Raw genomic sequence first — 12,367 nt, forward strand, 5'->3', positions numbered from 1 at the left:
CCCTAGGATCGCTGGATGCAGCTCGAGCGGCCGTCCGAACGGCTCTTCCGATCGTTCCAGCAGTCCATGCTCGAGTGGGAGGGTGCGCACCAGGACGGTGCCGGCATCCGTGACGCAGCCCTGCTGGCGACCAAAGGCGGATTCGCTGAGTGGGTGATGCAGCTGCGTGCCGAGGAAGACGTCCCAGCGGGTGAGGGGTTCGTCACCTGTAGTTACTACTGGATGGTCGAGGGCGACGAGTACCTGGGAAGCATCGCGCTTCGCCACGAGTTCAACGATTTCCTGCGCTGTTACGGCGGCCACATCGGCTACAGCGTTAGGCCGAGTGCCCGACGCCGAGGTATTGCAAGTCAGGCACTCCAGGGCGTGCTACGCATCGCTCACCGACGTGGACTGTTAGAAGTGCTGCTCACCTGTGAGGCGCAGAACCTCGGGTCCCGCCGCGTTATCGAGGGCAACGGGGGCCGGTTCGAAAACGAGGTGACCGACGCCGCCGGACGAGTGTTCCAACGTTTCTGGATCTCGACCGAGACGGAGCGTGCCGAGCTGCATCGCTGAAGGATCGGGAGCCGGACGGGGCGATATACTGTCAGCGACAAAACCTCCGCCGACCATGGCGGAGGTTTTCTTGTATGAGCACCCCATCGCCCCTGACCATCACCACCGCCGACGAACGACACCGCCCTCAGCTCGAACAGCTCTGGACCATGTTCCGGCACGAGATGTCCGCATTCACCGGCACGCTCCCCGATGAGCGCGGCCGCTTCCGCCAAGAACGACTCGACGCCGGCCTTGCGGAGCCGGGCTGGTCGGCACACGTAATGCACCTCGGACCGCACCCGGTCGGACTCGCGGTCCTCCGCGGCCTCCACGAAGAGGAACACATCATCAGTAGCTTCTTCATCGCGCACGGAGCACGACGCTCTCGCATCGGACGTGCCGCCGTGATGGAACTGACCGCGGCGCACCCGGGGAGATGGGCGGTGGCCTACCAGGACCGCAACGAAGTAGCAGCGAAATTCTGGCACACGGTCGCGACCGAAATCGACCCGACGTGCACGTTCGAGCACCACGCCGTCCCGGGCCAGCCGGAGCTACCCGCCGACTCCTGGGCCCGATTCGGTGTCCGATAGCCGATCGGCTATCGGACGGCTGGCTCCGTCAGCGCACTCGCTCCAGCTGCAGCTCGGCGGCGCTTCCGTCCTGCTACGCAGTGATGCCAAGCTGCGCGAGAACGGATTCATCGCCGATGGTCTGCAGGTTCCACGTCGGGCGCTTGAAGGCGCCGCGGGAGAGGCGGACGCGCTGTTCGTCGACCGGTTGCCCGTGCCGAGGTGATACCCGCGTGACCCCGTTCGGCTCATAGCCGAGCTTGTAGGAGACGGTCAGTGACGGGGTGTTCCAGGCCGCAGCGCTCGACTCCGCCCACTCGGCACCCAGAGTGTCGAAGGCGAACAGCAGGAGGGCGGCGCGCATCTCGGTGCCGATGCCGTTGCCTTGGGCGCGTCGTGTCAGCCAGGAACCGGAGCTCACAGTTCGGCGGTCCGCGAAGTTGAACGCGGCGAGGTCTTGTGCCCCGATCACCTCGCCGTTAAGGATGACGGCGAGTTGGATCGTCCAGTTCTGCGGGGAGACCTGGCGCAGACGCCACTGGTGCATCGCGAGATTCCGCGGCAGCTCCTCCGGTGACGCATCGGTCCAGGGGAAACCGAACGGCATGCGGTCCGGGTCGTGGATGCCATCAAGAGCGGCCTGTGCCAGGGCCGGGAGGTCCTGGTCCCGCACCGGACGCAACACCAGCCGCGGGGTTCGGAGTTCGAGTCCGAACAGCGGCCACAGCTTCTCCAGTTCCATACCGGGACGCTACCTGCGCCGGTCACTGCAGCAAGGCGTGTTACGCGCCCGGCCGCTGAGTAGCGCCCCTTGGATCTGTTCTCTCGCCGCGCCCGGTGACCGATCGATTGTTGGGATCAGGCGAGGCGCTTTCCAGATCATTCTCAGGGCTGGGCCATCGACTCGGTGAAAGCCGTGATCGCGCGGTCGGTGCGCGTCTGATCCGAGGTCGCGAGGAGGTCCAAGAGAGCACCTCGGAGAACAGCGAGTGCGACTGTCGCTTCGGCCCGCGACCCGGGGTTTCCCCGGTCCAGGAGCGTGAGCCAGTCGTTCACGGTCTGCTCGGCGAACCCGCCCCACGGACCGTCGGGATCGACCAGCGACCGACTGTACGACTCAACCCACAGCCGAAGGACCGGCCGGTGCGCTTCGGCGGAGAGCCAACGCCAGAGCGCCAGCGTCGTGGTCGCCAAGTCGGCGTCAGCAGGAGCAGCCGAGCGGAGTGCATCGAGTTCCTCGCGACGAGCACGCGCCAGGATCGCACGGATCAGACCGTCCTTGTTCCCGAACAGGAACATCAGCACCCGCGTACTCGATCCGATCGCAGCAGCCAACGGGCGCAGGGACGTGGCTGCGAGGCCGTGCTCGAGCACGTACACGTACGCGGCATCCAGGAGCTCCTGCTCACGCGGGGACGGGTTTCGCGGTCGCTCGGTCACTCGAGTAGCGTACCGTTGCACTGACACACTTGTGTCAGTGGAACGATCCGCCGTGAATGCGTCGGCGGAGGAAGCGAGCATCGCGATGCGTACGGCGATCAACCACACCGTGACGATCCGGGCTGCGAGCGAGCCCGGCGACCTCGGGTGGATCGTCCAGGCCCACGGTGAGGTCTACGCCGCCCAGTTCGGCTAGGGTGTTGAGTTCGAGGCCTTCGTCGCGCAGATCGTCGGAGCCCACGGCGCCGCCGTGAACCCACAACGGGAGACGACGCTGATCGCTGAAGTCGACGACGAACGGGTGGGATCCGTCATGGTCGCGCCGTCCGCTGAGGAGGAGACGGCGCAGCTGCGCGTCCTGCTCGTGTCTCCCGGTGCCCGCGGACTCGGTGTCGCGACCCGGCTCATCGACGAAGCCCTCGCGTTCGCTCTGAGGGCCGGGTACCGGAGACTCACCCTCTGGACGTCGTCCAACCTGACGGCTGCGCGGCGACGCTACGAGCAGGCAGGCTTCCATCTGGAGTCGGAGACCCCGGCGCTGCTCTTCGGCACCGCCGTCGACGAGCAGACCTGGGCTCTCGAGCTCTGAACACGACCAGATCGGAGAAGGATCATGCACGCAGTCCTCGAGTACACCTACGTCGACGACTACCTGGAGCGTCGCGACGCGTTCCGCCAGCAACACCTCACTGCAGCGTGGGCTGCGGCGGAGCGTGGTGAGCTCCTCCTCGGCGGAGCCGTCGGTACCGGCGACGGACCATTCAGTGCCCTCATCGTGTTCACCGGGGACGGCGCCCTCGAGCGCGCTCGCGCCTTCGCGGAGACCGACCCGTACGTCACCGGCGGACTCGTCGAAGCATGGACTGCGAAGCCCTGGACCACCGTCGTCGGAGCCGCAGCCTCCACCCCCGTTCGGCCAGATTGACCAAGGCGCGGGCGGGCGGGGCCCGTATCGGTTCACCATCGGCTATCGAGACCGTAGTAGCGCTGACCGCGTCGTCCGATATCCGCCAGAAATGGACCCACGGCTCGGATGAACTGAGCAGGTGAATAACAGAACCACGCAGGCCGCCGCCTTCCACACGCTCCACCAGAACCCCGCACACCCGCTCCTTCTCGCCAACGCCTGGGACGTAGCAAGCGCCCGACTTGTCGAGAGCGCGGGTGCGCGAGCCATCGCTACCACCAGCGCAGGTGTCGCGTGGTCGCTCGGTCATGCGGACGGTAACGCGCTCGGGCGCGATGAGGCCGTCGCGGCCCTCTCTCGGATCGCTGACGCGGTGACCGTGCCGATTACCGCTGACATCGAAGCCGGCTACGCCGATGACGCAGCCGGCGTGGAGCACACGGTCGACGCAGTTCTCGAGGCCGGCGCGGTCGGCATCAACATCGAGGACGGCGCACTGCCCCCAGCCGAGCTGACAGCTCGTATCGGCGCGGCTCGACGTGCAGCGGATCGTGCCGGGGTGCCGATGTTCATCAACGCGCGGACGGACGTGTACCTCGCCGGCCTGGTCGCGCCGGAGCAGCGCCTCGCTGAGACCCTCCATCGGGCGCACCGGTACCTCGAAGCAGGAGCAGATGGTGTCTTCGTACCTGGAGTTGGCGACGCCGACACGATCAGGGCGCTGGCTGGGGCGATCGACGGCCCGCTGAACGTGATGGTCGGTCCCGGCTCCCCGAACACCGCGCAGCTCTCAGAACTCGGAGTGGCCCGCGTGAGCGTCGGCTCGGGCATGGCACAGGCCGCGTACGAGATTGCTCGATCGGCCGCTACCGAGCTGCTGACTGCTGGCACGTATGGGACCTTGGCGTCGGCCGTCGACTACGGCGAGCTGAACTCGCTGTTCTGACGAGGCCAGCGACTCGCGCCTGGCGGGCATTCGAAGGAAGAGGCCCAGCGTCGACTGACGTTGGTCGTCTTCGCTCGTCGAATGTCTGCCTCGGCCGGTCCGAAGGTGGATGGTGAAGGTCTCGGTGGCCGATCGGCAACCGGACGCAACGGCTGGCCGTGCTGGCAGTCACGGCCGTCTATCCACTTAGCTGATCGAGTGAGGGGGAACGTCTTCGGGTGCTGCTCCGACGTACCTCGCGAGTGCGCCGAGGTTGTCTCCGTGCTGCCAGCGGTGGGCAGCGAGTCCAAGGTGCTTCGCCGCCACGACGTTCGCGTAGGTGTCATCGATGAAGATCACTTCGCCCGGTTCGACCTGTAGGTCAGCGAGCACGTACTCGAAGTACCGCGCGGAGGGCTTTCCTGCTCCGAGGTTGCACGAGTAGTAGCTGCGGTCGAACCGCCCATCGAAGGCGAGCGTGGTGCCCATGAAGCGGGCGCGGCCAGGGTCCTGGTTCGTTGTGAGAGCGACGCGACGTCCTATGGAGCGCCAGCTGTCCACGAGTTCGAACACGTCCTCGTGCAGGTGAATGCTCTCCCGCAGCCGCACATAGACCTCTCGGGGATCGGCGTCGGAGCCGACCGCTTGTAGGAAGTCGCCCAGCACGGGGAGCACTTCCTGTCGTCCGGTGATCACCGGACCGTCGCTGCGGAACGTGTCAGCTAGCCAAGCCTCGGCCGCGTCTCCTGCGACCTGTTCGAGCGCGGTAACGAAGGGCTGCTCGGGAGACTGTAGGACGCCGTCGGCGTCGAGCAGGATCCACTTGTATCCTGCACTCCGCGTGGTCGAGTTCATCGGCCGAGGCTATCGACCCCACCCAGTACCGGCAGGGGATCCCTCAACGGTCTCCTTGCCCGAATGCCCCGACATCTCTGCGTGTACCTGCGAGACTCGCAGGATGGACCTCGACGAGCTCGGTCAAAGGATCTGCATTGTGGGGCCGTCCAACAGTGGCAAGTCGACCCTTGCGGCTGCTGTCGGCCGAGCCCGCTCGCTGCCGGTCGTGCACCTCGACCAGTACCGACACCTACCCGGAACAGACTGGTTCGAGCGACCGGACCTTGATTTCGAATACATGCACAACGAAGCGATGAGCACCGATCAGTGGGTCATCGAGGGCAACTATTCGCGTTGGTTGCCAGACCGGTTGCGGCGAGCAACCGGTCTAGTGCTCCTGGATGTCTCGACCGCCGTCGGCATCGTCCGCTACTTTCACCGCACCCTCTTCGAGCCCGACCGCGCCGGACGCTTGGAAGGCACTCGTGACCGTGTCCGCGTCGACATGCTGCGCTTCATGCTCGGGCCCGCTAGGAGGAATCGGCTCCGTTATCGGCATGCCTTCGACGAGTTCGAAGGGCCGAAGGTGTTTCTGCCGGACCGCGCTGCCTTGGAGAGCTTCTACCGCCGCAACCGACTGGCCCGTCGAAGCCGATGACCGTGTCCGATAGCCGATAGCCGATAGCCGATAGCCGATCGTCAACCGGTCGGTTCGCAGTCCGCAGAGCATGTGGATCATCGGCGGCAGTCATGAATCTGGCGGGTCGAGCCGGTGAGGCCGCGGCGAGGGCTAGGAGCTTTGAACCCGTAGGTGTAGCTGCGCTGTGTGCCCGTCGACCCTAAAGACAGTTCGGTAGCCGGCCGCTCCATCGGTCCTCACCACTGTCATCTGAGGACGTAGGTGCGGGGAGATGAGATCGGCGAGGAGTCTGCGGAAGGTGCGCTCTGATCGGTCGGCGGTGAACATTTCGACGCTCAGGACGTCGGGGTGCGTCCGCCAGAGGTCGATACTGCGGACTTCGTCCATCCCGAGCGCCCCTAAACGGCGTATCAGCGGGCTGATGAGCGCGTCGATCCTTCTGTCGCGATGTTCCAGTTCGCCGAGTTCGGCAGCGGAAAGGGTATGGCCGGTTCGGTCTGCCTGCAAGTCCTCCTCCGGGTCGTGGACGGCGCATGCGTCCTCGAACGCGGCGACGTCGACACCGTGGACTCGGACAGCGCACTGCTCGTGAAGTAGGAAGAATTCAACGGTATCGGGTTGGGTTCGGATGCTGCGGTACCGCAGGCCAGGATGACCGTTGGCCAGGACACGGTCCTCGGGGTACCAGGTGGGCAGGGCACCGACCAGGCCGCGGAGGAACCCATCCGAGTGCTTGGTGAGCCACACCTCGAGCGCATGCTCGGTGGGTAGCAGGCGGTGGATCCGGTAGTCATCCGGATATCCGCCGACGGCGTGCAGGTAGCCGAGGCCGTGGAACACAGCACCCTCAAGGCGGCTCTGCGCGTCGGACGGTGCAGGCACTACGACGTCGTCGGAACCGACGGCGAGCACGTGACTCCGTGCGAGGTGGTAGGGCTCGTGCAGCAGTCGCGAGCGGAGGAGGGCACGGCGCTGAAGACGGGCGTGTGTAGACATGGTGCTCCGAGACGCTCCGACCAGCGTGCTTCTTCGGAGGTCGACACCTCAGGGGATTCGACGTGGGACGTGCCCAGCTGCGTCCGAGACGGCTTCGCCGGTCGCGCATCGGTCGGGACGCGCGAGGCCTGGCGGCTGGCCGCCGCGGTAAGGCTACGGCGCGAAGATCAGGCGCCGCAACCATGTCTGCACCTCCTGCGTCGCTTCCACCCCTGCCCAAACATTCCGATAAGAACCGTTATCGGAACTGACCCGGTAGCCGTGCGTAGGCTCCAACCACACGACGAGGAGGCTCCGATGGCGGTTGAGGTAACAGTGGGTGGCGGTCCGACGCTGGAGGCGCGGGATCGGATGCGGCAGCAGGAGTTGCCTTTGCAGGAGCGGTTCACGCCCGACTTCACCGACCACGACGCCGCCGACGGGCAACCCCAGGACGGGTCCGGGATCGCATGGTTCTGGGAGCAGTTCGGGAAGGCGTTCACTGACATCGACAGGGAAGACGTCGAGACGATCGTGACACCGACGAAGGTGATCACGATCTCCACCCTCGCCGGCACGCACACGGGGGAGTGGATGGGGCACGCACCGACCGGGCGCCGGTTCACCGGGATCCGCAACGTGCAGGTCATCGGCTTCCGCGACGGCCGCGCCGCGGAGCGATGGGGGAGCACCGACCAGCTCGGCATCCTGCAGCAACTCGGCCTCGCCTGACGTGACCGACCAGCAGTCCGTGACCTCCGCAGCCACCGTCAGCAGGAGGTCGATGACGGCGGAGCAGCGTGCTGCTGCGGAACGCTCCCGCACCGCGTCCGCGCGACTCCGAATCGCCGCCGGCGATGGCGCCCCCGCCGGGTCAGCTGCGGTGACGGTGCCAGTGGGCGCAACGCCGCAGGTGTTCGCGGAAGCGTCCCTGTCGGAGAACACGGTTCGCGCGTATCGGTCGGACCTTCGGCAGTTCGCCCGGTGGCGTGCCGGGTTCCTCGACCACGAGATCTCCGAACCGCACGAGCTCGAGCAGATCACCACCGCACCGGTCGACCCGACCGAGGTCGCGGCATTCCTCGCGGACAAGGCCAACGCCGTCCTCCCTAATGGTGGGCAGCGGTACGCACCCGGCACGATCAGCCGGTACGTTGCCGCGATCGACTGGGAACACGCCCGCCGCGGCCACACCCCACCCGGCTCCACGCCGATCGTCCGTGACGTGTTGAAGGGGATCCGGCGCACCCGGTCCGTGCCGGTGCGGCGCGCGAAGCCCATGACGTTGAAGGCGCTGCAGACGACGCTGCTGAAGATCGACGTCGCCGACCCGCAGACCGGCGCGCTCGGAACCCGCGATCAGGCGCTGTTGCTGTTCGGCTTCGTCGGAGCGTTCCGCGAATCCGAACTCACCGCCCTCACCGTCGCCGACCTCCGCCTCGTCGACGGCGAAGGCGTCTACGCCCGCGTGCGGAAGTCGAAAACCGACCAGGACGGCCTCGGTCGGATCAAAGTGCTGCAGCAAGGCGCGAACCCGGTCACCTGCGCCCCCTGCGCCTACGTCCGACTGTCCCGGCTGATGGCCGCGCAGGACGCCCGCGGGGAAGCGGGCCTCTTCGCCACGCTCACTGGTGCGAGCCTCGCTATGCACGTCTGCACCGACGGGCTCGGCACCGACCGGTTGCCGGCGTTGATGCCGTTCTTCCGCGCAGTGTCGAAGTGGGGCCTGTTCCGCGACGCCGGGATCAGCCCGACCGCCGTCGGGAAAGCCGTCGCCCGCCGCGCGCACGCGGCCGGGCTCGGGGCGGACGGCTGGTCCGGGCACTCCCTCCGTGCCGGATTCGTCACCGAAGCACGCAACGCCGGCGCAACGGACATAGAGATCATGAACCAGACCCACCACACCAACGCCGCCACCCTGCAGATCTACGACCGCGAATACGCACCCCTGGTCCGCAACGCCGTCACCCGGATGCGCTTGTGACCCCCCAAACCTCCCCCAAACCAGACCCCAAACTCGCGCCCGACAGCAGGGCCCTGCTCGAGGCGCACTGGGGTCGGTTCGTCGCCTGGTGTGAGGCGGCAGGTCACGAGTCGCTCCCTGCGACGGCAGCAACGATCGAGCAGTTCCTGACGCTGTTCCCCGGCGCCACCTCGACGCAGCGACTCCGCCGGCATGCGATCCGCGCACACCACCTCGCAGCTGGTCTCCCCGTCCCGATACCTACCGTGGCGGCCCGGGTGTGGCCACGACCAGAAGCCCCTGGCTCCGATCAGGTGGCCGTGGGTGAGGTGCTCGCGGCAATCCCCAAGTACCGATACCCGATCGGGCTCCGCGGCCGCCGCGACGCCTTCCTCATCGTTCTCCTCGGAGTCCTTCATCTGACCCGCGAGCAGGCCCGCACCATCGCACCTGACGATGTCGCGGTGACGAGCATCGTCCGGATCCGCGGCCACGTCGTCCCGCCCTCCGACGATCCGGCGTCCTGCGGGGCGTGCGCGGTGACTCGGTGGCTGCGCATCGTCGGACCGGTCTGGACGGGGTTCCGCGGCGACGTCATCCGACTGCTGGACCCGACGAAGGGGAACCTGGATCGGCACGACTGCGAGCAGCCGGTGCCGGGGGAGTGGCGCCGGGCGGAGCAGCTGCTGTTGCCGTTAGACGTTCACGGATGGGCGCGTACCGGGGTGAGCCTGTCGGGTCGGTCCATGACGAGCATCATCCCGAGTCGACGTGCAGCAGTCGCAGACGGCCCGATTGTGGAGACCCTCGGAGTGGTTGCGCGGCGGCCGTCACGGTTCGACGCCTTGACACTGCAGGAGACGTATACCGAGCTCGGCAGCACCGACGCCGCCGTCGACGACGCGCTCACTCGACTCGCGGTTATCTTGAACGACGCTCAAGCGCTCGGCGTTGACCTGGAACAGGCCGCTACTCCACGCAAGCATCAGATAGCAGCTGATAGCGACCACTAGCTTTCCTGATTACCGAACCGACCGCTGGGCTGCTGGAGGGACCAGGTTGCGACGCGCGCGAGGCGCGGACGAACTCGTCCGCGCCTCGCACTGATCGTCAGACGCAGCGCTGGCAGCGGGGCCATCCGTTCGTCCCGGAGCGCTTGTTGCGGTCGGGGATCTGCTTACCCACGGGGCAGTTGCTGTCGTCGTGGTGAACGTCGGGGTCTGACTGGTTGATCGAGTGGTACGCGGCGACTCGCATGATCGGCTCCTTTGCCATCAGCGCTCACGGACGTGAGCATTACCCACACCTTAGGAGCGAGCGCCGACATTCTGGACCCGTTGGTGCGACAACGCGACGGGACGGACGCTGCCGTTGGAGAGTGGGCCAACGTCACCTGTAGAACTTGGCGACACCTCCGTGATGTGAGCAGGCTCCCTGGTGGTGGGCGGCGTAGGAAAGCGTCCCGTCATTGCAGAGGGCGGTCGCGCCACCACCATCGACCGGTGCCGGTGCCGGTGCCGGTGCCGGTGCCGGTGCGGCTGGGGCGACGTACGTTCCGATCGTGGTCACCTGAGCGACGGGTTGCGTCGTGACCGTCTCGCTGACCTGCTGACGACTGGTCTCAACGCCGTCCGTGAAGGTGACGCGGAACGTCGTCGTCCGCACACCGTCCATACCGGGCGTGGTGACGGTCGAGGTGCCCTTCGCGAGGCTGGTGCTTTCAACCGTGGTCGACTCGAACGGGATCGGCGTCGTCTCGGTGACGTCCTTCGTTGTGACGATCGGTGTCGGTGTCGGTGTCGGTGTCGGTGTGTTGTGCGGCGCTGTGGTTGCTGCAGGAGAAGACGAAACGATCGGTGTCGGGTCGACCGCGGAGGCCGGTGCTGCTGGGTGGGTGGCGCCGAAGGCCGATCCGGATCCGAGGAGCACCACCAGGGCGAGTCCTGCCCCGAGGGCAGCGGCGGAGCGCTTCCGCGGGAGGCGGAGCCAAGTGGTGCGACGGAACAGCAGCCCGTAGAGCGTCGTGAGGAGCACCACGAGGGCAGCCATCACCAGCATCGACCAGACACCACCCGACGCCAGCCCAAGGAGCGCAACCAGCAGCGTGCCGACCAATCCGACCCACGTCGACGGGGCGATCTTCTTCCGAGGGGCGCCTTGTGAAGGCCCATGGACGCGGGGGAGGGGTGGCATGATGCTCCTAATTACTGAGGACTGCCCAAGTCTGCGTGAGCTCTCACCGCATCACCTCATCCCAGTTCGAGGGGTGGCGGGTACCTCGCGCCGAAGCTGCGCGTGACGCGGACAAGCCTGCCGGCAGGACGAGACACTGACGAGACGGGATGAAACATGGGGATCACGATCCGGCGAAGCGTGAAGGCGGGGCCGCTTCGGTTCAACCTGTCGAAGTCCGGACTCGGAGTCAGCGCGGGCATTCCGGGACTCCGAGTGGGCACAGGGCCTCGCGGGAACTACGTGCGCGTCGGGCCGGGTGGTGCCACGTATTTGTCCTCCTCAGGATCACGAGCGCCGCACATTGCACCGCCACATCCGCGGATGCTGCAGAGCCCCGCCGTGGTGGACATGACCGACGTCAGCGGTCTGACAGCGCTCGATCTGCGTCCGACCGGCGGGGACGACATCGTCCAGCAGCTCAACACAGCAGCACGCCGCCCCCGATGGGGCTGGATCGCCGCAATCACCGCCTTCATCGTCGGAGCAGCGCTGCTGCCCTGGGGCCTCATCGTCTGGGCGGTCGCAATACCGGGATGCTGGTGGTTCTTCCTCCGCGACGCACTGCAGAAGAACGTTGTCCTGCTGTACGACCTCGAGGACGCTAGCGCTGTATGGTTCGACCGATTCAGCACAGCGTGGAGCGCCGCTGTCGCAAGCGACCGGCTCTGGCGCACCATCGAATCCGGCCGCGTCCAGACAACCTACCAGCACAAAGCGAACGCCGGCGTCGGCGCGCTCGTGCGTCGGATCTCTGCCACGGCGCGGATCCAGCAACCCAAGGGTCTCGCAACCAACGTCGACATCCCGACTCTGCGCGCCGGCAAGGACGCTCTGTACTTCCTGCCTGATCGCCTCCTGGTCTGCTCCGGCAAGCACTACTCAGACGTTTCCTACCGGCACCTCGCCGTGCGCCGATCCGTGACACGGTTCGTCGAACAACCGGGCCAGGTTCCCAAGGACACGCAGCTCGTCGACCAGACCTGGCAGTACGTCAACGTCAAGGGAGGGCCTGACCGCCGCTTCAAGAACAACCCGGTGCTACCAGTCGTCCAGTACGGACAGCTCGAAATCACCACATCGCAGGGCCTTGCCTGGAGCGTGCAATCGTCGCGAGCCTCAGCGCTCGATGACGTAGGCGCACTGCTGCTGAACCTGCCAGCGTGAGGTCGCTGCGAGCGTTGCACCATCGCTAGCCCCGTGCACGCATCCGTCGCAGTAGAACGCCCTGCCACCCCAGAAATACGGGATACGGCCGCCCAGAAGGCGTTCCGCTAGGGCATACCTTGAAGCGATAGACGGATTGTCGTCGCGATAGTGGCGCTGCGCGGCGTCG

The 12,367-nt window shown here is 66.6% G+C and carries 16 protein-coding genes and 1 pseudogene; 12 read left to right on the top strand and 5 right to left on the bottom strand.

Translation table 11 applies throughout. The features are described from left to right. Positions 1-15: 15 nt before the first annotated feature. A complete protein-coding gene (locus J2X60_RS10895; protein ID WP_309887379.1) occupies positions 16-558 on the top strand; it encodes a GNAT family N-acetyltransferase in 543 nt (180 codons plus the stop codon). Between the two features lie 74 nt (positions 559-632). After that, on the top strand, positions 633-1,133 hold the full coding sequence (locus J2X60_RS10900) for a GNAT family N-acetyltransferase (protein ID WP_309887380.1): 501 nt from the start codon (positions 633-635) through the stop codon (positions 1,131-1,133). Between the two features lie 73 nt (positions 1,134-1,206). Here the strand turns inward: J2X60_RS10900 and J2X60_RS10905 are convergent, their stop codons facing one another. Both J2X60_RS10905 and J2X60_RS10910 read right to left on the bottom strand, forming a co-directional pair. Further along, positions 1,207-1,854: a GNAT family protein gene (locus J2X60_RS10905; protein ID WP_309887381.1), complete on the bottom strand. Its 648-nt coding sequence runs from the start codon at positions 1,852-1,854 to the stop codon at positions 1,207-1,209. A gap of 143 nt (positions 1,855-1,997) precedes the next feature. After that, positions 1,998-2,633 carry a TetR/AcrR family transcriptional regulator gene (locus tag J2X60_RS10910; RefSeq protein ID WP_309887382.1) on the bottom strand — a complete coding sequence of 212 codons (636 nt, stop codon included), beginning with the start codon at positions 2,631-2,633 and terminating at the stop codon, positions 1,998-2,000. Here J2X60_RS10910 and J2X60_RS10915 point away from each other — a divergent pair. From J2X60_RS10915 to J2X60_RS10930, 4 genes are all read left to right on the top strand, one after another. Continuing rightward, positions 2,590-2,748, top strand: a complete 159-nt coding sequence (locus J2X60_RS10915; protein ID WP_309887668.1) for a hypothetical protein — start codon at positions 2,590-2,592, stop codon at positions 2,746-2,748. The genes J2X60_RS10910 and J2X60_RS10915 overlap by 44 nt on opposite strands. Before the next feature lie 54 nt (positions 2,749-2,802). Then, positions 2,803-3,141, top strand: a complete 339-nt coding sequence (locus J2X60_RS10920) for a GNAT family N-acetyltransferase (RefSeq protein WP_309887383.1) — start codon at positions 2,803-2,805, stop codon at positions 3,139-3,141. Between the two features lie 24 nt (positions 3,142-3,165). Beyond that, positions 3,166-3,477: a YciI-like protein gene (locus J2X60_RS10925; protein ID WP_309887384.1), complete on the top strand. Its 312-nt coding sequence runs from the start codon at positions 3,166-3,168 to the stop codon at positions 3,475-3,477. Positions 3,478-3,598: 121 nt separating this feature from the next. Continuing rightward, positions 3,599-4,405: an isocitrate lyase/phosphoenolpyruvate mutase family protein gene (locus J2X60_RS10930; RefSeq protein ID WP_309887385.1), complete on the top strand. Its 807-nt coding sequence runs from the start codon at positions 3,599-3,601 to the stop codon at positions 4,403-4,405. 186 nt (positions 4,406-4,591) lie between these two features. On the opposite strand, the gene J2X60_RS10935 is transcribed toward J2X60_RS10930, so the two are convergent. Next, positions 4,592-5,239 carry an HAD-IA family hydrolase gene (locus J2X60_RS10935; RefSeq protein ID WP_309887386.1) on the bottom strand — a complete coding sequence of 216 codons (648 nt, stop codon included), beginning with the start codon at positions 5,237-5,239 and terminating at the stop codon, positions 4,592-4,594. 103 nt (positions 5,240-5,342) lie between these two features. Between J2X60_RS10935 and J2X60_RS10940 the strand changes: the two genes are divergently transcribed. After that, positions 5,343-5,879: a hypothetical protein gene (locus J2X60_RS10940; protein WP_309887387.1), complete on the top strand. Its 537-nt coding sequence runs from the start codon at positions 5,343-5,345 to the stop codon at positions 5,877-5,879. A gap of 132 nt (positions 5,880-6,011) precedes the next feature. Here J2X60_RS10940 and J2X60_RS10945 read toward each other — a convergent pair whose 3' ends face one another. Then, positions 6,012-6,773 (bottom strand): hypothetical protein, encoded by a 762-nt coding sequence (locus J2X60_RS10945; RefSeq protein ID WP_309887388.1) that lies wholly within the window; start codon positions 6,771-6,773, stop codon positions 6,012-6,014. Between the two features lie 456 nt (positions 6,774-7,229). Between J2X60_RS10945 and J2X60_RS10950 the strand changes: the two genes are divergently transcribed. From J2X60_RS10950 to J2X60_RS10960, 3 genes are all read left to right on the top strand, one after another. Beyond that, complete coding sequence (locus tag J2X60_RS10950; protein ID WP_309887389.1) at positions 7,230-7,568, top strand: ester cyclase; 339 nt, start codon at positions 7,230-7,232, stop codon at positions 7,566-7,568. A gap of 19 nt (positions 7,569-7,587) precedes the next feature. Further along, complete coding sequence (locus J2X60_RS10955; RefSeq protein WP_309887390.1) at positions 7,588-8,820, top strand: tyrosine-type recombinase/integrase; 1,233 nt, start codon at positions 7,588-7,590, stop codon at positions 8,818-8,820. 299 nt (positions 8,821-9,119) lie between these two features. Further along, positions 9,120-9,812 carry a hypothetical protein gene (locus J2X60_RS10960; protein ID WP_309887391.1) on the top strand — a complete coding sequence of 231 codons (693 nt, stop codon included), beginning with the start codon at positions 9,120-9,122 and terminating at the stop codon, positions 9,810-9,812. A gap of 376 nt (positions 9,813-10,188) precedes the next feature. Here J2X60_RS10960 and J2X60_RS10965 read toward each other — a convergent pair whose 3' ends face one another. After that, positions 10,189-10,848 carry a G5 domain-containing protein gene (locus J2X60_RS10965; RefSeq protein WP_309887392.1) on the bottom strand — a complete coding sequence of 220 codons (660 nt, stop codon included), beginning with the start codon at positions 10,846-10,848 and terminating at the stop codon, positions 10,189-10,191. Between the two features lie 300 nt (positions 10,849-11,148). Between J2X60_RS10965 and J2X60_RS19055 the strand changes: the two are divergent. Both J2X60_RS19055 and J2X60_RS10970 read left to right on the top strand, forming a co-directional pair. After that, positions 11,149-11,283, top strand: a pseudogene (locus tag J2X60_RS19055) (DUF4236 domain-containing protein); the annotation flags it as partial. A 99-nt stretch (positions 11,284-11,382) separates the two neighbouring features. Then, positions 11,383-12,198: a hypothetical protein gene (locus J2X60_RS10970; RefSeq protein ID WP_309887393.1), complete on the top strand. Its 816-nt coding sequence runs from the start codon at positions 11,383-11,385 to the stop codon at positions 12,196-12,198. The last annotated feature ends 169 nt before the right edge of the window (positions 12,199-12,367 follow it).

Origin of the sequence: Curtobacterium sp. 320 (assembly GCF_031455235.1) — a bacterium.
GTDB lineage: Bacteria > Actinomycetota > Actinomycetes > Actinomycetales > Microbacteriaceae > Curtobacterium.